Annotated in this window: 18 protein-coding genes; 7 read left to right on the top strand and 11 right to left on the bottom strand. The window is 26.8% G+C overall.

The annotated features are described in order from the left end of the window. Positions 1-38 precede the first annotated feature (38 nt). The 3 genes from ABIV_RS07635 to ABIV_RS07645 are packed head-to-tail and all read right to left on the bottom strand — an operon-like array spanning position 39 to position 2,175. Entirely contained in the window at positions 39-632 is a 594-nt protein-coding gene (locus ABIV_RS07635) for a hypothetical protein (protein WP_114839304.1), read from the bottom strand. A gap of 55 nt (positions 633-687) precedes the next feature. Beyond that, complete coding sequence (locus ABIV_RS07640) at positions 688-1,857, bottom strand: FAD-dependent oxidoreductase (RefSeq protein WP_114839305.1); 1,170 nt, start codon at positions 1,855-1,857, stop codon at positions 688-690. Next, positions 1,858-2,175 carry a hypothetical protein gene (locus tag ABIV_RS07645; RefSeq protein ID WP_114839306.1) on the bottom strand — a complete coding sequence of 106 codons (318 nt, stop codon included), beginning with the start codon at positions 2,173-2,175 and terminating at the stop codon, positions 1,858-1,860. Positions 2,176-2,453: 278 nt separating this feature from the next. On the opposite strand from ABIV_RS07645, the gene ABIV_RS07650 reads away from it, so the two are divergent. After that, positions 2,454-3,338 carry a DnaJ C-terminal domain-containing protein gene (locus tag ABIV_RS07650; RefSeq protein ID WP_114839307.1) on the top strand — a complete coding sequence of 295 codons (885 nt, stop codon included), beginning with the start codon at positions 2,454-2,456 and terminating at the stop codon, positions 3,336-3,338. A gap of 11 nt (positions 3,339-3,349) precedes the next feature. Continuing rightward, positions 3,350-3,730 carry a heat shock protein transcriptional repressor HspR gene (locus ABIV_RS07655; RefSeq protein ID WP_114839308.1) on the top strand — a complete coding sequence of 127 codons (381 nt, stop codon included), beginning with the start codon at positions 3,350-3,352 and terminating at the stop codon, positions 3,728-3,730. Positions 3,731-3,737: 7 nt separating this feature from the next. Here the strand turns inward: ABIV_RS07655 and ftsZ are convergent, their stop codons facing one another. From ftsZ to fliW, 6 genes are all read right to left on the bottom strand, one after another. Continuing rightward, positions 3,738-4,877, bottom strand: coding sequence for a cell division protein FtsZ (ftsZ, locus tag ABIV_RS07660; RefSeq protein ID WP_205526917.1), 1,140 nt, complete (start codon positions 4,875-4,877; stop codon positions 3,738-3,740). Next, positions 4,877-6,289, bottom strand: a complete 1,413-nt coding sequence (gene ftsA, locus ABIV_RS07665; protein WP_114839309.1) for a cell division protein FtsA — start codon at positions 6,287-6,289, stop codon at positions 4,877-4,879. The genes ftsZ and ftsA overlap by 1 nt, the downstream gene beginning before the upstream one ends. Positions 6,290-6,292: 3 nt before the next feature. Then, positions 6,293-7,756, bottom strand: coding sequence for a peptidylprolyl isomerase (locus ABIV_RS07670; protein ID WP_114839310.1), 1,464 nt, complete (start codon positions 7,754-7,756; stop codon positions 6,293-6,295). Positions 7,757-7,824: 68 nt separating this feature from the next. Continuing rightward, positions 7,825-10,125 carry an SF1B family DNA helicase RecD2 gene (gene recD2, locus ABIV_RS07675; protein ID WP_114839311.1) on the bottom strand — a complete coding sequence of 767 codons (2,301 nt, stop codon included), beginning with the start codon at positions 10,123-10,125 and terminating at the stop codon, positions 7,825-7,827. Positions 10,126-10,127: 2 nt separating this feature from the next. After that, positions 10,128-10,484 carry a hypothetical protein gene (locus ABIV_RS07680; RefSeq protein ID WP_114839312.1) on the bottom strand — a complete coding sequence of 119 codons (357 nt, stop codon included), beginning with the start codon at positions 10,482-10,484 and terminating at the stop codon, positions 10,128-10,130. Between the two features lie 19 nt (positions 10,485-10,503). Continuing rightward, positions 10,504-10,878 (bottom strand): flagellar assembly protein FliW, encoded by a 375-nt coding sequence (gene fliW, locus ABIV_RS07685; protein ID WP_114839313.1) that lies wholly within the window; start codon positions 10,876-10,878, stop codon positions 10,504-10,506. Between the two features lie 84 nt (positions 10,879-10,962). Here fliW and ABIV_RS07690 point away from each other — a divergent pair, with 84 nt between their 5' ends. The 5 genes from ABIV_RS07690 to fliP all read left to right on the top strand — a co-directional run bounded on the left by ABIV_RS07690 (position 10,963) and on the right by fliP (position 16,280). Beyond that, positions 10,963-12,903, top strand: a complete 1,941-nt coding sequence (locus ABIV_RS07690; protein WP_114839314.1) for a ring-infected erythrocyte surface antigen domain-containing protein — start codon at positions 10,963-10,965, stop codon at positions 12,901-12,903. 1 nt (position 12,904) lies between these two features. Beyond that, on the top strand, positions 12,905-13,210 hold the full coding sequence (locus tag ABIV_RS07695) for an EscU/YscU/HrcU family type III secretion system export apparatus switch protein (protein ID WP_114839315.1): 306 nt from the start codon (positions 12,905-12,907) through the stop codon (positions 13,208-13,210). A 57-nt stretch (positions 13,211-13,267) separates the two neighbouring features. Then, positions 13,268-13,708, top strand: a complete 441-nt coding sequence (locus ABIV_RS07700; RefSeq protein WP_114839316.1) for a hypothetical protein — start codon at positions 13,268-13,270, stop codon at positions 13,706-13,708. Further along, on the top strand, positions 13,708-15,486 hold the full coding sequence (gene mrdA, locus ABIV_RS07705; protein WP_114840482.1) for a penicillin-binding protein 2: 1,779 nt from the start codon (positions 13,708-13,710) through the stop codon (positions 15,484-15,486). The genes ABIV_RS07700 and mrdA overlap by 1 nt, the downstream gene beginning before the upstream one ends. A 62-nt stretch (positions 15,487-15,548) precedes the next feature. Then, positions 15,549-16,280 carry a flagellar type III secretion system pore protein FliP gene (fliP, locus tag ABIV_RS07710; RefSeq protein ID WP_114839317.1) on the top strand — a complete coding sequence of 244 codons (732 nt, stop codon included), beginning with the start codon at positions 15,549-15,551 and terminating at the stop codon, positions 16,278-16,280. Between the two features lie 4 nt (positions 16,281-16,284). Here fliP and ABIV_RS07715 read toward each other — a convergent pair whose 3' ends face one another. Next, entirely contained in the window at positions 16,285-18,906 is a 2,622-nt protein-coding gene (locus ABIV_RS07715; protein ID WP_114839318.1) for a transporter substrate-binding domain-containing protein, read from the bottom strand. 82 nt (positions 18,907-18,988) lie between these two features. Continuing rightward, entirely contained in the window at positions 18,989-19,336 is a 348-nt protein-coding gene (locus tag ABIV_RS07720) for a cupin domain-containing protein (RefSeq protein WP_114839319.1), read from the bottom strand. Positions 19,337-19,556 lie beyond the last annotated feature (220 nt).

The raw sequence follows: 19,556 nt of genomic DNA on the forward strand, positions 1-19,556 counted from the left end.
AATTAAGACAAAAATTGTCTTAATTAGTTTGTGAGAGTTTATATATTTTTTAAAGAATCAAAAAGAGGAGTTAATACTTTTTTCTTTTCTTCTTCATTCATTGAACCATCTAAAGCACCCTCTTTAACTTCACCTTCATAAAGTTTAGAGATAGCACCATCTTTAGATAAGATAAATGCAATAAATTTTGTTTTTGAGTTATCTGTAACATTTAAAACATTAACCATCTCACCTTCAAAATCATAAATCATAGGAATATTAGAATCACTATTTAACTCTTCTAACTTTCCAGGGATAAACATTTTTTTAACAAACCAAGGAGCAGCTGAAATATTTGCTACCATAACATATGGTTTAGTTAATTCAAAATATTTAGGTAACTCTTTTACAACAGCTAAAGAGTCATGATTTCCTACTACAATTAAAGTATCTTCGTCTTTTTTAAATAGATCTTCTTTTTTAACTTTATCTTCTTTTCCTACAATTTCAAAAATTGATGGTAAAGAATCATACTTTACAATATTAACAACATTTTCGTTTGCAACAATTTGCTTTGGCTTTTCTGCTGTAAAAAAAACCAGTAGTGCAAAACCTATTAAACCTAAAAAAACAACTTTTAGTAAATTTGCCATTTATAGTCCTTCAAAAAAAATTCACAAATCATATCGACATAAAATTAATGATTTATTAAAATAATTTTTTAACCCATCTTTTAAATAATCTATGTGTAGAAATCTCCACATTTAAAAAATTATTTTTTTGGATTTCATCAACTAAATTTTTTGCTAAATATGGAGAAAGAACATAACCTCTTCCTCCTACACCATTTAATACATATAAGTTATCAATAGTACTTAACATCTCATTTTTTATATGTGAACCATTTTTTAAATGAGGAAATTTTTCTAAAGTTTTTTTAGAATCAATTAATTTTCCTACCATAGGAAAATAATCAATACTTGAAGCTCTAGGACCAATCTTAATATCTACTACTTTTGGTTCATGTATAAGTTTTATATCATTTGCTTTTATTAAAAGTTCTTGGGTATCTTTTCTCACAAGCTCACTTGTATAGCTATTAAAACCATTTTCAGTTAACTGCTCTTTTGATAAACAACAGTTACAAACCTTAAGATTACAATCGATCCTATTATGAGTTGCTCCTATAGAAGTTAAATATAAGTTTTCATTCTCTAACTTTGTAGAATGAGAAAGTGAACAAGCCTTATGATAGTTTTTACTTAAACAAGTTGTAGAATGAATATCTATCTTTTGCCCCCAAACTGCTCTTATATTAAAGTATTTTTCTTTTATTAAAGAGATGTCAGCCCCAGTACAAATAATTAAATTTTCTGCTTTTATCTCATCATTTATAAGCCAAGAAGAGTTTTCTTTTTTATAAGTTTTTACTTCATATTTAAACTTTTTTTCTACATCTTTAGCTAAAACTTCACAAATATTATAAGAGTTTACTTGTGAGCCAATTTCAAAAAAATATCCATTTTCTTCTTCTTTAAAATCAAAATCCATATAAGGTTTATAACTTTGAAACTTCTCTTCATCTTCGTTATTTTTTGGAATTCTAACAACTCCACAATTTGTTATTTCTTCAGGACAAATCTCTTTATAAAACTCTGTTGAAAAATTTAAAGCTTCCGTAACTAAATCTTTAAAACTATTTGGTTTTCCTAAAAGAGGAGAAAGAAAAGCTCCTGCTGCTCCACTTGCTCCTTGAGCTAAAGAGCAATTTCTATCAATTAATAAAATTGAATCTGAGTATTTAGAAAGAAAATAAGCTGTACTGCAACCTGCAATTCCAGCTCCAACAATAACATATTTATAGCTTTTTTTATCCATTTAATTCATCTCTTCTAATAATTGATAATTAGGTCTCCAATAACCTCTTCCACCTCTTAAACTAACACATTTATATTCAGGGAACTTCTTTTTATAAAAATCAAGTCTCTCTTTTGTAGTTTTACCAGTATCACAATAAAATACAAAAACTGTTCCTTTAGGATATTCTATCATTTCATAAGGATTATAAGTTATTGTCTCTATTTTTTCCAAGGGTTTTAAAATAGTATCTATTAAAACTACTTTAATACCTTCTTTATCTAATTCATTTGTATATTTAAACAGCTCTTGCTGTGTCCATTCATCTTTTTCAAACATAAAAGAATCATTACTAAAATATGATTAAAAAGTGTTAAATCTACTTTTATCTTAAGCTATAATGACTCATTTATATTCCAAACTTGATTGACATTGACTCAAGTTTATGCTAAAATATCTATTATAATTAATAGATTTTATGTTCTATTTATAAGGGAATAAAAGAGCAACTCATTGCTCTCTTTAGGTTTGCTTCTTTAAAAATAGTTTACTATTTTGTTAAAAGAAGTCAGATATAAATAGGTCCCTTTTAATTGGAACAATTAAAAGGTTAAAAAATGGCAAAAAGTTTATATGAGACATTAGGTGTTAGCGAAAATGCAAGTGCTGACGAAATTAAAAAAGCTTATAGAAAATTGGCAAGAAAGTATCATCCTGATGTAAATAAGGATGAAGGTGCAGAAGATAAATTTAAAGAAATCAATGCAGCCTATGAAGTTTTAAGTGATAAAGAGAAAAAACAACAGTATGACCAATTTGGTGATTCTATGTTTGGTGGTCAAAACTTCCATGACTTTGCAAGAGGTCAAGGGCAAGGTGTTGATTTAGATGAGATCTTAAGACAAATGTTTGGTGGAGGACAAGGTGGCTTTGGTTCATCTGGTTTCTCTCAAGGAGGATTTGGTGGTTTTGGAGGCTTTGGAGGATATGAAGAGCCTGATTTAGATACACAAGCTCAAATAACTATTCCTTTTGATGTGGCAATCCTTGGAGGAAAACAACATATCTCTTTAAACAATGACTCTTTTGATATTAAAATTCCAGAAGGAATTAGTGATGGTCAAAAGATTAGAGCAAAAGGAAAAGGTAAATCATACCAAGGGCAAAGAGGAGATTTAATTATCAAAATAAATGTAGCTTCTAGTCCAGAATATGAAAGAGATGGTTCAACACTTACAAAAAAATTTGATATTCCGCTAAAAACTGCACTTTTTGGAGGAAAGATTGAAATTAAAACAATACATAAAACAATTACTCTAAAGGTACCTGAAAATACAAAACAAAATCAGAAATTTAGGGTAAAAGAGTTAGGTGTACTTGATAGGAAAACTTCAACAAGAGGTGACCTTCACTTAAAAGCTAATATTGTTTTACCAAAAGTTGATGAGCTTGATGAAGATTTTAAAGAGATTTTAAAAGAGAAACTACCTGAAAACTTATAGGAGAAGATATCATGGATACTAACGCTTATAATGAACCAGTATACTTGATTTCAGCAGTTGCTGAAATTTTAAATATTCATCCACAAACTTTAAGACAGTATGAAAGAGAGGGATTAATTAAACCCTCTCGTACTAATGGAAAAATTAGACTATATTCGCAAAAAGATATCGACCATATAAAATATGTGCTTACTTTAACAAGAGAGTTAGGGATAAATTTAGCTGGAGTTGATTTAATTTTACAGTTAAATAAAAAAATACAAAACTTAGAAGATGAGATTAGCACATATCAAATTAAAATGAAAGATATTAATAAATTTGGAATTGTTCCAAACTCTAAGGCTTTAGTTATTAAAAAAAGTTCTTATGATGTAGTAATTTTTGAAGAGTAGAGAAGTTCTACTCTTTATTTAAACTATATTGTACTCTATAGTTTCTCATTAATGGTGGAATATCTAAATAATTCTCATCATCAGGTGTAATCTGATTATTTTTAGCATCTGGAACATCTTCAGTTTCTACAATAGGGTCATTTTTAGACTCAAATCCAGTTGCGACAATGGTAATTTTCACTTCATCTGTTTCTAATGTACTATCAGAAGTTGTACCAAAAATAATCTCAGCATTTGAATCAATTGTATCATGAATTTTTGACATTACATCATTAATAGCGAAAAGTGAAACTTGTGGATGGATATTAAAGTGAATTAAAATACCTTTTGCTCCACCTAAAGATACTTTATCAAGTAAAGGAGAGTCAATAGCATCTTCTAAAGCTCTTTGGGCAGCATTTTCACCTTTTGCTTTACCAATACCCATTAAAGCCATACCTTTATGCTGCATAATTGTTTTAACATCAGCAAAGTCAGTATTAATATCTGAATTTCCAGGAGTTAAAATAACTTCTGTCATTCCATTTACTGCTTGATATAGAATATTATCAATAATTTTAAAGGCATCTTTCATCCCTACATTTTCATCAATAATCTCTAAAAGTCTATCATTTGGAACGACAATAATTGAATCAGATACTTTTTTAATCTCTTCTAAACCAAGATTTGCAAGCCCTGCTCTTTTTTTACCTTCCCAAGTAAAAGGTTTAGTTACAACAGATACTGTTAAAGCTCCAATCTCTTTTGCAGCTTTTGCAATAATAGCAGCAGCACCTGTTCCTGTACCACCACCAAGACCAGCAGCAATAAATACAATATCTGCACCATTTAATGCAGATTTAATATCTTCATAACTCTCTACAGCAGAATCTCTTCCAACTTCAGGTTTCATACCTGCACCAAGACCTTTTGTAAGTTTAATACCTAATTGAATCTTTTTTGGTGCTTTTGAAATATGTAATACTTGTAAATCTGTATTTGCGGCAATTAAATCAATTTTATGAGAACCTTCATTTATCATGTGGTTAATCATATTACAACCACCACCACCAACACCAATTACTGATATTTTGGCTACATTATCTGAAAGAGTTTTATTTGGCATTTCCACTTTAATATCATCCACCTTAAATAAATTATTATCCATTAGAACCACTCCGTGATCATATTCCAGATCTTCCCAACACCTTTCTTTTTGCTGTTTTCTGGCAATCTAGTTAGTGTTGTCGCACCATCTGGATTTGTTTTAGACAATGTACTTGTTTCTTGTTCTCTTCTAATTTTTGGTTGCTCTTTTTGAACTACTTTTTCTTTTACAGAAGATAAAGCTATATCATCATCAATTTTAGAAATATTATCATTTGTTTTTAGTTTTTTAATTAAGTTCTTATTTGAATCTAATTCAAATCCCCTATTAGGATCTAAAGAATATAATAAAATACCAACAATTGTTGCCATTTTTGAATCTTCAAAACTTAAATAACCATTTTCAATATTAACTGGATTTGAGATTTTTGTAGGGAAATTATCAAAAACTAAAGAAGCTAATTCTTTAATTCCATTTAGTTTACTCATTCCACCTGTTAAAACAATTCCTGCACCTGAATTTTCATGAATTCCACTCTTTCTTAAATCTTTTTTTACTAAAGATAAAATTTCTTCTACTCTAGCATGAACAATAGTTTGTACATACTCTAAAGAGATTTCTGAAGAGTTTTTTTCATCTCCAATTCTTGGTGTTCTAATTTTTTTATTTGAAAGTTCTTCACTTGTTTTTAATAAATCACCATATTCAGTTTTAATTTTTTCAGCTGCAATTGGAGGTGTGTGAAGCATTACAGATAAGTCATTTGTAATATGGTTTGAACCAGCAGGTATAAAACCATTATATATCATAGAATTTCCTCTATAACATACAAATTCTGTAGTTGTTGAACCGATATTAATTACTGTTGCACCAAACTTTTTTTGTTGTTCATCTAAAACAGAAATAGCAGCAGCATATCCATCAAGAATAAAATTATTTACTGTAAGCCCTGCTATTTTCATAGCAGATTTGATATTTGTTAAAGCAGTTTTTTTAGCAGTTAAAACAAAAACAGAAGCTTCAAGTCTTGAACCATTCATATTTAATGGATTTTCTACATCTGAAGAATCATCAATTTTATATGAAATAGGAATTACATGTACAACTTCATACTCTGGGATAATTGTAGCATTGTATAAAGCCATTTGAAGTACTTGGTTAATTTCATTTTCTGTAATTAAACCATTAGGAACATTTACGCTCCCTGCACTTCTAATTCCTTTTGTATAAGCCCCAGATATAGATACAATTGTAGAGTCGAACTCTTCAGTTGTATTTTTTTTAGCAATCAATACAGCATCTTTTATGCTCTTTGAAGCAGCCTCAATGTTTGATATCACACCTTTATTTATCCCACTACTTTTTGATGAGCCAGTTCCTAATATATTAATTTTATAGTCTAAATTGTTTCTAGCAATAACTGCTGTTATATTAGATGAACCAATGTCAATTGCTAAAAGGGTTTTATTCAATTACTACTCCTCTAAAGTTATTGAAGATTGAACTTCATACCTATTTTGTAAGTTTTTGATTAAGTTATTTACTAACTCTTGATTTAATAATCTATCAACAGTAGATGATACAGCTTCATTTTTAGCTTCATCATATGTTCCTAATCTTGTATCTTCTATTTTAAATAATACAATTTTATTTCCTAAATTAACTTGTCCTTGTTTTTCAGTACTTGCAAAAAGTTGATTTAAAAACTGTAAAGCCTCTTGTGCTTGTAAACCAGGAACTTTATCAAAAGAGTTTCTTGATACATATCCTAAGCTTGTACCATTAAAGTTCTCAAGCTCTTTTTTTGCTACTTTTTCTAACTCTTTTCCTAAAGCAATATTTTCAAAGTCTTTAGAAACTTCTGCTTTTGCAGCTTCATAAGATAATGGTTTAGGAAGACCTTTATTTAAAACTTTTACAATAAGATATTTTCCATCACTAACAAATGGTTTTAAAACATCTCCAGGAACAGCTTCATTGATTTTTTCAATTCCCTCTTCTGCGAAAGCTAATTTACTCTCTTCTATTTCAACTTCTTTAGAGAAGTTTTCTTCTGCTTTTTTAAGTTTTAAATATTTTTTTAAAGCATCTTTTTTTGTATCTTTTTCACTTAAAGCTTGAATCATATCCTCTTTTGCTTCTTCAAAAGATTTAATTTTTCCATCTTCTTTTACATAATCTGTTTTAAAATTATTATAATGTTCTTGTAGCTCTTCATCTGAAAAAGATTTTAAATCAACATTAATCTCTTCAATTGCTAATTTTACAGTCGGTTCTGAAACATAGCTATTTTTATTCTCTTCCCAATATTGTTTTAACTCTTCTTCACTAATATTTACTTTTACATCATTTGCATTTAAGATTTTAATACTTACTTTATCTTCAGCAAAAAGTAATTCATTTAGATTTTTTAATTCATTTTGTGATGTTTTAATTTGGAATAAAGACTCAACTTTTTGTAAAAGTAAATCTCTTTTAACAGAAGCTTCAAACTCTGTAGGGTTTGATCTATTTTGTTGTAAAACTTTGATATAAGTATCTTTATCAAATTTTCCATCTTTTAAAAATGCAGGTATTTTAACTAACTCTTTTGCAATCTCTTCATTTGTAACATCTAAACCTAATTCATCTGCAAAAGCTAAAATAAGGTTCTTTTGAATAACTAATCTGTATGCTGCATCTTTTAGTTTTAATTTATCAGCCATCTCTTGATTAAACTGATCTCCAAACATTCTTGCATATTGTTCATAAAGATTAGAGTACTCTCTTTGATACTCATCTACACTTACTTCTCTATCAGCAACAACAGCTACTGCACCACCTTTAGAACCATAATCGTAAGACCCCCATCCTACAAAACCAGCTCCTACAAAGGCTATTGTACTTATCCAAATAGTTATTACAAGCCATTTTTTGTGTCTTTGCATCCACGTTATCATAAAATATTATCCTCTAAAAAATTTTAGATATAATACATAATAATTACTTTTATAAAGGTAAAATTGTTTTAAAGATTTTTTGAAAGAAGGTCATTTATGACCGATTCTCGTTTAGTAGTTTCTATTCTTTTACAAGCACTTTTAAAAGCCTCTTCTTCTCCAACAATAAAACACATATCTTTTGCTCTTGTTATTGCTGTATATAAAAGCTTTGTATTGTGCATAATATAGTGAGAAAAACTCATAGGAATTAATGCATTTTCATACTCCATTCCTTGTGTTTTATGAATAGTTAAACAATATGCAAGGGATAACAAAGAACTTAACTCATCAAATTCATAAAAGACTACCATATCATCATTTGGATATAAAACGATACATTGGTTCTCTTCAAAATTAAGTTTTATAATCAAACCTAATTGACCATTAAAAACTCTTTTTTCTAAAAACTCTGTTGAATTAGTTTTATACATCTGCATTGTTTGAGCTTTCATATTCTCATTTTTTATATGAATAACTTTATCACTCATTTTATATTCATAAAGTTTGCTTTTATAAGCTTTCCCTTTTGTATGATTAAAAAGCGTTTGAAGTTGCATATTTAAATTTTCAACACCTAAAACTCCAGCTTTCATAGGAGTAATTACTTGAAAAAGTGTTAAAGCAGAAGAAATCTCTTTTTTCTTTATATATTCATAATATTTTCGTATATAATGACTAGAAATATTTAATATCATATTTAAAATTGATTCAGAGATTCTTGACCTTACATCAGAAAATTCACTTTGAGAAGAGGAATTTTTAACCGCATAATAGTTATTAATTGAAACATCTATAAATTCAAAATCTTTATAATTGTTTTTATACTCTGGAACTTGTCCTTGTCTTATATCATTTGCAATAACTGCAATTGCTTGGTCTTCACTTTGTCTATAAATTTTTGTTAATTTACAAATTGGTGCTAACTCATATTTAATTGCATCTGCTAAAATATTACCTGCACCAATTGCAGGAAGCTGTCCATCATCTCCCACAATTATGAAAATTGTATCATCAGAAATCTTTTTTATAAGATTATAAAACATTACAGAGTTTACCATTGAAGCTTCATCAAGAAGAATTACTTTATGAGGGAAAAACTCTTTATCTTCATGTTTTACAAATAAAGATTGTATTGTGGAACTATTGTAACCTGTAGTATCAGAAATTCTTTGACTTGCAATACCACTTAAAGCAATAGTAATAATATCATCATAAGAGACTATCTCTTCAAGAAGTTCTAATACTGCCCTACTCGAAGTTGATTTTCCTGTTCCAGCATAACCTATTAAAAAAAGTGTTTTATGTCCATCATTTATAAGTTCTACTGCTTTTTTCTGCTCTTCACTTAATTCAAAACCTAAGGTTTTTTCTTTTCTTACTATATATTCATCAAAAGAGGCAATTATTTTTCTGTTTCTTTCATCTTTTCTTCTTTGAAAAAACTCTAAAATTCTTCTCTCTGCAAAATATAACATTGAGGGAGAGATTCTATGTTCATTTGTTTGAAATACTTCCTCTTCTACAAGCATATCAGAGATTACTTTTTCATATAAAATTTCTTCATTTTTAAAATGTAAATTTTCATCTAAAAGTCTATACAAATGTGATTTATCAATAGAAGAGTTTCCATTATTGTCACAAAACTCTCTTAGAGTATAGTTAATACAAGCAGAAATTCTAAAATCTGATTTTGGGTCAATTCCTAAAGCTTTTGCAATCTCATCAGCTCTTTTAAAACCGATACCTTTTATATGTATAAGAATATATGGATTATTTTTAATTTTCTCTATTAAGTTATCTACCTCAGAAAAATGAGAATAGATTTTATTTATTAAATTTGAAGTTACTCCAAACTTAGATAAAAACTTACCCAACTCTCTTAAGTGTTTAAATTTTTGCCAAGAAGCAACAATTTTTTCTAACTTTTTCTCTTTTATACCTTTAAATTGTAGAAGCTCTCCTGGTCTATCATTTAAAATTTCAACAAGTTCTTCTTCCTCATATTTCTCTAAAAGTTCATGGGCAAACTTTTTACCAACTCCTTTTACTATTTTTGTAAGAAAAAAGAACATTTCTGCCTCTTTTAGCTCCAAAATTTCAAATTCAAACTGTACTCCATATTTTTTATGAGTTGTCCAGTTTCCTTTTAATAAAACCTCTTCACCTACTATTTTTTCAATATCTGTATCAAAATAGTTTCCACAAATTTTTTGATTGTTTTCTAAAACAGCAATAATATAGTTTGTTTCGTCGTTTTTATATAAAACTTTTTTTAAAACTCCAGAGAGATTAAAAGTCTTATGTTCTTGATTTTCTGATTGAGACAATCTTAATATCCATCATCAAATTTAGAATTTTTGTGTTTATCTTTTTTATAAGTACTTCTTTTTTTCTCTTTTTGTAAAAGATTTGCTTCTTTTAAAAGAGTTGTTCTTACATTTTCAAAGTCTTCATCTGTAGTACTTTGTAAAGATTGTAGTGTTTTATTGATAAAAGCTATTAAGTTAGTAAGATATTGAGAATTTAAATCTACTGCTTTAACCCTTTTTATATCTTCATAGTTTTTAAGAGTTCTCTCTTTAAAAAGATCTTTATCAAAATTCTCTAATTTTAGTAAAGAAACAGTTCTTGTAAAAAACTTTTCTAATACTCTAATATACCTAACTCTTAGTTGTTTTTCGTGCATAAATATTCAAGTCTTTATTTTAAAATTTTGGAAGTATATCATTTAAACTATCTAAGCCTAGCTCTTCTAAGTCTAAATGAATTTGACCCATTTTCATTGATTTATTATTCATTATTAATGGGGCAAAAATATTCATTGAAGAATCTGAAGTTGTAGTTTGTAGGACAAAGATATAAAAAATTGAGATATCTTCAATTCTTTCTATTTCTAATTTAGAAACAAAATCTTCTGGAAGTTCAAACTCTAAAGATTTTAAGGCACCAAAATTCATAAGCCTTATAGTCTCACCTGTTTCAACACCTTTTATCATAAAAAAGAAATCATCTAACTTTGATAATTCAAATTCTATTTCTTTCTCAAAGCCATCAATAGGAGTAACTACTTCAAATTTCATCTTCAACCTTTATTAATCAAATTGATTGTACAAAAATAAATATTTGAAGTCAATATATATAATAATTTATGATATACTTAAATCATGTTAGTTTCAAATAATAATCTACTAAAAATTCTTTTACCAAGTAATAATAAGGTTTTAAATGATGCTTTAAAACAAGCAGATGTTAAAACTCTTTCAAATATAAAAAATGGTGAAGTTACAGTAGAAGATATTTTAAAAAACTTATTCAATCAAGCTAAAGTTGGAGCAAAAACCAACTCTTCTATTGAAACTTTATTAAAAAACTCAACTGTTTTTAAAGACTTAGGTAGTTTTACTAAAAATGTAGAGAGTTTATTAAAAAATCCAACAAATAACGAAACTATACAAAAATTTAAACCTTTATTGGAAAATTTTCTAAAAAATTTAACAAATCTTGATGAAAAGAGTTTAAAAAGTTCATTAGATAAGTCTGGTATCTTTTTAGAATCAAAAATGTTAGCAGCAGCGGAATCAAAAACTTCTTTGCCTAAAAATCTTGAAAACCTATTAAATCAAATAAAAACTATTTTAAAAGATATTGAATTACCACAAGCAAAAAATATTTCCCAATTAATCGATAAAATCTTGTCTCAAAATAAAAAAGGACAAGAAGCTAATCTTAGTGAAAATGTAAAAGATTTAAAAAACTTAACTCAACAATTAGATAGTATAGGAAAATCTTTACAAAATAAGCAGACAGCTACTTTAGAGCAATTAACAAGTAGTTTAAAAAATATTTCAAATCAAATTCAATTAACTCAATCAAAAATAGATAATAGTTCTGTTAATCAAATTGAAACATTAATTCATAATAAAACAGAAAATCTAGCTAAAACAAAAGAACTTTTACTTAATTTAAAAAGTGAAATTCTACAAAACAATAATATTCCAAATAAACAAGCTTTATTAACTCAAATAGATAATTTACTTCAAAGTAAAGAGTTTACAGCTAAAACAACTAGTACTCTAAATAATAATATTTTACCCCAAGATAAACAGCTTAGTGAAATAGTAAGTAATTTAAAAAATGTACTTTCTTCTTTACAAAATAGGCAAATTGTTTCAGTAGAAAGAATAGAAAATATTTTACAAACTCTATCTTCTCAAATACAAACAAATCAAATAAAAAGTGAAGCTCAAGGCCAAATAAAAGATCTTCTTTTAAATTTAAAAAATGAAATTTTATTGGATAAAAATATTCCAAATAAACAAACAGTTTTAACTCAGCTTGATAACTTATTACAAAACAAAAATTTAGACAGTAGCTCTTTAAAACCTTTAATAAACAATTTAAGTTCAAATCTTGATAGTTTAATTAAAAATTTAAAAACTACAATAGAGCAAATGAATCTAGGAAATACAAATCAAAATAGTTTTGAAAAAATAAATAAAACTCTTGTGAAATTAGAACAGACAATAGAAAACTTTGCCCAACATTTACTAAAAAATGAAAAGCCTCAAAATAGTAGTACAACTCTACAAAATGATATGAAAACTCTATTATTAAAAATGCAAGAAGAATTAGTTAATAATCCGGATTCAAAAGTAGCAGAGAACTCTAAACAAATTGATAAGATTCTTACACAAATCGAGTATCATCAACTCTTATCTTTAGTTTCAAATAGCAATAATGTCTATATTCCTTTTATTTGGGATATTTTAGAAGATGGTTCTATCTCTATGAGAGAAGGAAAAGATGAAAAATTTTATTGTGAGATAAATCTAAATCTAAAAGAGTTTGGAGAGACTAGATTATTATTAGGTCTTTATGATAAAAATAAGTTAGACTTAACTGTTTATGCCTCAAAAGAGCATTTTAAAAAAGCTATTCAAGAAAATATTTATAAATTAAAAAGAGCTTTAAACTCTGTTGAGTTAATTCCTATAAACATTCATATTCTAAATTTTGAAAATGAGAAAAAAGAGGAGATTAAAAAAACAGATATTTATACTCAAAACAGTGATAATATTGGTTTTGGAATCGATATAAAGGTATAAAATGCAAGAAAGAGAGATAAAAAAAGCAGTTGCCTTAGATTATGAAATGGAGATTGATAATGCTCCTAAAATTGTAGCAAAAGGAAAAGGAGAAATTGCTAACAATATTATAAAAATTGCTCAAGATAATGATATTCCCATAAAAAAAGATGAGGACTTAGTAGAACTTCTTTCTGCAATTGATATAGATAAAGAGATTCCCCCTAGTATGTATAAAGCTGTTTCAGAAATTTTTGCTTTTATCTATGATTTAACTACCCTTGAAAGAAAAAAAAGAGAACAAGAAAAAGTAAATGATACAATTTGATATTTATGTAAGTATAGTTTTAATATAATCCCTAAAAAATGAAGAACTGTATGACTGATGAAAATTAATAATTTAGACAACCCTTTTTATATCTTTCTATTTTGTATTTTTGCACTAATTATTAATACAATCTCATCAATCTATTTTTTCCCTATTATGCTTCTTGGTATACTTTTTATAGCTTTTTATATTTGTATGGAAAAAAACTATAACTACACCCTCTTTTTCTTAGGTTTCACTATTTTAATTATTGAGATAAATAGTGGTTTCAAACCCTTTTCAATTATTTTATTATCATTTTTTATTTATGCTTTCATTATTCCTTATGTAAGCAGAGTTTTATCTGTTGATGGAATAAATTTATATGTTTATCTTGTAATTTTTTATTGTGGTTTACTTCTATTGTGGCTTTTAAACAATGATATAAGTTTTCAACTAAATTTCTTTTTATTGATTAATTTAGTACTTGATTTAATAATATTTGGGATATTCATTTGATTAGATTAAAATTAATATTTATTTTTATTTTACTTGTAATAATTACTCTATTAGCAAGGGTATATTTTCTAAGTATTAAATCAAATACTTATTATGAAGAGTTGTCAAAAAGAAATTATATTAAAAAAGTTTATGATGTTCCAAATAGAGGAATAATCAAAGATAGAAATGGAAAAGCACTAGCAATGAATAAGTTAGGATTTTCTATTAATCTAAGACCTCATTTAAGATCATATAAAAATAAAAAGAAATTAGATAAGCTAATTACACTAATAAATAAACATTTTCCTGAGTATGATAAAGAATTCCTTTATAAAGAGTATAAAAAATCTGATTCTCCTTATAAACATGATTTCGTACAAGTAGTTGATTATATCCCTTATGACAAGTTCTTTAAAAAATACACACTTTTTAATTCTTTAGATGATATTCAAATCAAATCTGAGGTAAAAAGGGTTTATCCTTATGAAGAGAATGCTTCACATATAATTGGTTATGTAGGAAAAGCTTCTAAACTTGATATAGAAAGAAATCCTTTTTCAAAGCATAGTGGAATAATAGGTAAAATTGGTCTTGAAAAATATTATAATAATAAATTACAAGGTGAATTAGGTTTTAAAAATATTAAAGTAAATGCTTTAAATAAAGAGCTAGAAGTACTTGAAGAGAAAAAACCTTCAAGTGATAATGACTTAACAATCTCAATTGATATTGAACTACAAAAATATATTCAAGATAATTTTCCAGGAAAAGGTGGAGCTGTTATAGTTATGGATGCACAAACAGGAGAGTTATTAACAGCTGGTTCTTTCCCAGAGTTTGATAATAATATCTTTGTTGATGGTATTTCTACTGATGAGTGGGATAAAATGAGAAATGATTTTAACCACCCTTTTACAAATAAACTTATTAATGGAAAATATCCTCCTGGTTCTGTAATTAAAATGGGGGTTGCTTTAGCATTTTTAGAAAATGGTATTAAGCCTAGTTATACTGTATTTGATACAGGAGCTATTACTTTAGGAAAAAGAAACTTTAGATGTTGGAAAACTACTGGTCATGGAAAAGTTGGCTTTATAAAAGCTATTAGAGAGAGTTGTGATGACTTTTTTTATAAAGGTAGTTTAAAAATTGGAATAAACAATATTTCAGAAACCTTAGCAAAATATGGTATAGGTGTAAAAACTGGTATTGATTTAGATAATGAACACTATGGAACAAATCCAAATAAAGAGTGGAAACAAAAAAGACATAATCTTCCTTGGTATGTAGGAGAAACCGTTATTACTTCAATTGGACAAGGAGAGATGTTAACTACACCTATGCAGATTGCTAGATATACAGCCTTTTTAGCTAGTGGAAAACTTCCTACTCCACATTTTGCAAAAGATAGTTATGTAGAACCAGTTGAAATTCCCTATGATAAAAAACATTTAGAACTTATAAGAAAAGGTATGTATGAAGTAAATAACCACAAAAATGGTACTTTATATAGATATTCAAGAAATAGTATTGTAACTATGGCTGGTAAAACAGGAACTGCACAAGTTGTTGCTATCCCTCAATCAGAAAAGAAAAGAATGAAAGAGAGTGAACTAGAGTATTATCATAGATCTCATGCTTGGATTACAGCTTATGGACCATATAAAGCAGATAAAAAATATGTTGTTACTGTTATTGTTGAGCATGGTGGACATGGTGGAAGTGCGGCAGGTCTTTTAGTTAAAAATATTTATAAAAAACTTTATGAGTTTGGTTATATAAAAGACCCGAACTAACACTTTTGAGATTTAATAACTTTTTAGATATAGTAATTTCTTATTTTACTTGAGGACGATATTTGAAACTAATCATTAGTTTATTCATTTTTTCTATTTCACTTTTTGCTCAAGAAGCAACTCCCCCTGTGATAAACCTATCTATTGCAGCACTTGAAGAACCAGCACAATTTGTAAAAACAATTAATATTGCAATTATTTTAACGCTACTTGTTCTAGCTCCAACTCTTATTTTAATGGTTACTAGTTTTACAAGGCTTATTATTGTATTTTCATTACTTAGACAAGCACTTGGATTACAGCAAACACCACCAAATCAAATTATTATCTCATTATCACTTATTTTAACTATTTTTATTATGGAACCTTATTTTAAAAAATCTTGGGATGATGCTATAAAACCATATATGGATGAAAAAATTGGTTATGAAGTAGCTTTTGAAAAAGGGGTTAAACCCTTTAAAGAGTTTATGATTAAAAATACTAGAGAGAAAGATTTAGCACTATTTTATAGAATAAAAAAAGAAGAAAATCCTAAGAATATTGATGATGTACCTTTAACACTTCTAATGCCTGCATTTATTGTAAGTGAACTTAAAACTGCATTTGAAATTGGTTTCTTAATTTTCTTACCATTTTTAGTAATTGATATTATTGTAGCTTCTATTTTAATGTCTTTAGGGATGATGATGCTTCCACCAGTAATGATCTCCTTACCTATAAAAATTATCTTCTTTATTGTAATTGATGGATGGTCATTAATTATTGGAAATCTAGCCCAATCCTTTAAATGATAAATCAAACTACAGAATATGGAAGTTCAATAAAAAACTTTGCTCCATTCTCTGTATTTTGGGCATATATTTTACCTTTTAAACTCTCAGTTACTATCTTATAGCTCATATGTAAACCTAATCCTGTTCCTTGAGATTTATGTTTAGTAGTAAAGTAAGGTTCAAAAATTTTTGGCATTATCTCTTCTTTTATTCCTTTAGCATTATCTTCAATTGTTATAACAAAAATACTCTCTTCTTTTTTTAACTCTATTTCTATCCAAGGATTTTCTATTTTTTGCTCTTTTAAAGCATCTTTTGCATTATTTATAATATTAATTAAAACCTGATCTAACTCACCAATAATAGTTACAACTTTAAAAGGTGTTTCCTCTATTTTATTTATTAATTTTATATGTCTATTGCGTAAAGAGTCTTTTACAATATCTAATACTAAATTTATTCTATCTTGTAAAATAACCTCTCTTAACTCTTTTTTCTCTCTTAAAAAATTTCTAAAAGTTTCAATAGTATTAGAGAGATATTTAGTAGTCTCTACAATTTTATCCATATCTTTTGAGATTTCTTCATATGAAGGGGGAACATTTAAACTAATATTCAAACCTATTCCAGAAGAAATTGTAGAAATAGTACTTAAAGGTTGTCGCCACTGATGTGCAATATTCTCTATCATTTCTCCCATTTGAGCTTGTTTTGTTTGGGCTTCTAATTGTTTAATATGAGTAATATCAATTACACTTAAGATCATAATTTTTTTTGATTTAAATTCAACCTCTTTAATCAAAGCATTAAACTTTGTGCCATCAGCTCTTTTTGCTAAAATTTCAAAAGGTTCTTTTGTTTTCTCTTTTAGTTTTTGACCTACTAACTCTTTTGATTCTTTTGAAATAAAATTAAAGAAATATGCCTTATTTATCTCCTCTTTACTTTTATATTTAAAAATATCAATTGCACTTTTATTTGCAGTTATTACACTATAATCTCTAAAAATTAAAATAGCTTCCATTGTTGAATCAATTAACTCTGAAAATTCATTTATTGCTTTTTTCATTAGATACTGTTTATAAATAAAAAATAGAAGTACTAGTAAAAAAATAAAAAATATTTTCCAAAGTAAACTATAATTTATTCCTTTTTCATACTTAATAGAAATCCATTTATTTAAAATAGCTTGTTTTTGCTCTGAATCTACACTATCAATAGCCTTTTGCATTATTGATAAAAGTAAAGGTTCATCTTTTCTTATTCCCATACTTAATTCCCACTCAATATCTGCTTTTCCTGCTATTTTAAGCTCATTTGTCTGCTGTGTTTGAAAAGTATAACTTATAGTACCAAAAGAGTCTACATATCCAAATACTTTACCTTTTGCTACTAACTCTAAACCCTCTAAAATATTATCAACATGAACAATATTTAAATTTGTATATTTTTCTCTCAAAATCTTTTCAAAACCATAATCTTTAACTAAAGCAATCTTTTTATTTCCAATTTTATTAAAGCTATCAATAAACGAAACATCAAGTTTTGTTGCTATAACTATTGGTGTTTTTAAATAAGTAGAAGTAAAATTAAAAATATCTTTTCTCTCTTTTGTATTTGTAATTAAAGAGACTAAATCACACTTTTTATTTTTTATTAAATTTAAAGATTCACTCCAAGTTTTAGTCTCTACTAAATTAAATTCTAAATTTAAAAGTGTTGAAAAGATTTTAAAATAATCAGCACTCATTCCCGAATGATTACCATTTTTATCAATCTTTTCATAGGGTAACCAATTTGGGTCAATACAAAGATTTACACTCTTTTTTGTAAGAATATATTCATGCTCTTCATTAGTGAAAATAAGAGGATTTATAGAGAAACTACCAAACCATTTTTTATGAAGCTTCTCTATCTCTTCTAAAGAAGTATTATCGTAAGCTTTATTTATAATTGAAATTAAGATTTGATTATCTTTGTGGCTTGCAAAATGATGGTCATCTAATCTTGAACCAAACTGCTCTTTTACAGGATTTGATACCTTTAATGTTCCATATCCATATTTTTTAATATAATATTTCGCAACATTATCACTATTTACAATAGCATCTATTTTGCCAAGGCTAAGTGCAGATAACTTCTCTTCTATATTCTTATAATATATCTTTTCAATTTGAGGATATTTATTAAAAAAACTCTCTTCACTCCAACCTTTTGAAATACCTACTTTTTTACCAAAAAGTTGTTTTATATTATCTATATCTTTTTCATTTTTACGGATAATATAACTTTGAATTACTTTTGAATATCCAGTAGAAAAAATTAAACTTTTTTCTCTTTGTGGGGTTTTATAAATTGTATGAATTAAATCTATTTTTTTATTTTCTACGTCAGATAATAAAGAGTCCCAATCCTTTGTTATAAACTCTATTTTAAGTCCACTATCTCTAAAAATAAGTTTTAAAAGTTCTATTGAATAACCAGAAGGTTTTCCCTCTCTATTAAAATCATATGGCTCATAATCAAATTCATTTGAGATATAAATAACTTTTTTATTTGAGATATAAGATAGCTCTTCTTCTGAAAAAGTAGTGTTTGAATATAAATAAGTAGATATAAGAAGAACTAATAGCAATTTATACATAATATTTTCTCTAATTAATAATATTTTTTTATATATACTATTAGCTTTTTACTTACAAGGAAGTAAGAGTAAAAAATTACTTTTATATAAAAGTAATCTCATCCTCTTTTGTAGTAATCATACATAAAAACTCATAATCACTACCATAACAGGCTTCATAATAGTGTTCTACTCCTGCTGGAATATATATAAAATCACCCTGCTTTGCTCTATACTCTTCTTTACCTACTACAACTTTAGCTTCTCCACTTACTACATATTGTTGGTGTTGAATTATATTTGTATGATTTGGCATAGAACCACCACTTTTTAATAATATCTTCCTTACTATAAAATCTTTGTCACTATTTGGTGTTAAAACAGCAATACTTGCATCAACTGTTTTAGGAATTTGATTTTTTTCAATAGAGTCAGAATCTTTTAAATACATATTATCCCTTTTAAAATTTATGAAAAATATTATACTATAAATTAAAGGAACTCATTTATGGAAAATTTACAAAACGAAATTATTAGCTTTTTAATAATTGCTATTGTTGTGTTACTATTAGCACTTCTAACTAAAAAAACAGAAGATAAATTTAAATAATTTTTTCTTATAATAGATTTATACTATTTTTTATTGTATAATCCCACAAAATAATTCATAG

This window comes from Halarcobacter bivalviorum, from assembly GCF_003346815.1.
GTDB classification, from domain to species: Bacteria; Campylobacterota; Campylobacteria; order Campylobacterales; family Arcobacteraceae; genus Halarcobacter; species Halarcobacter bivalviorum.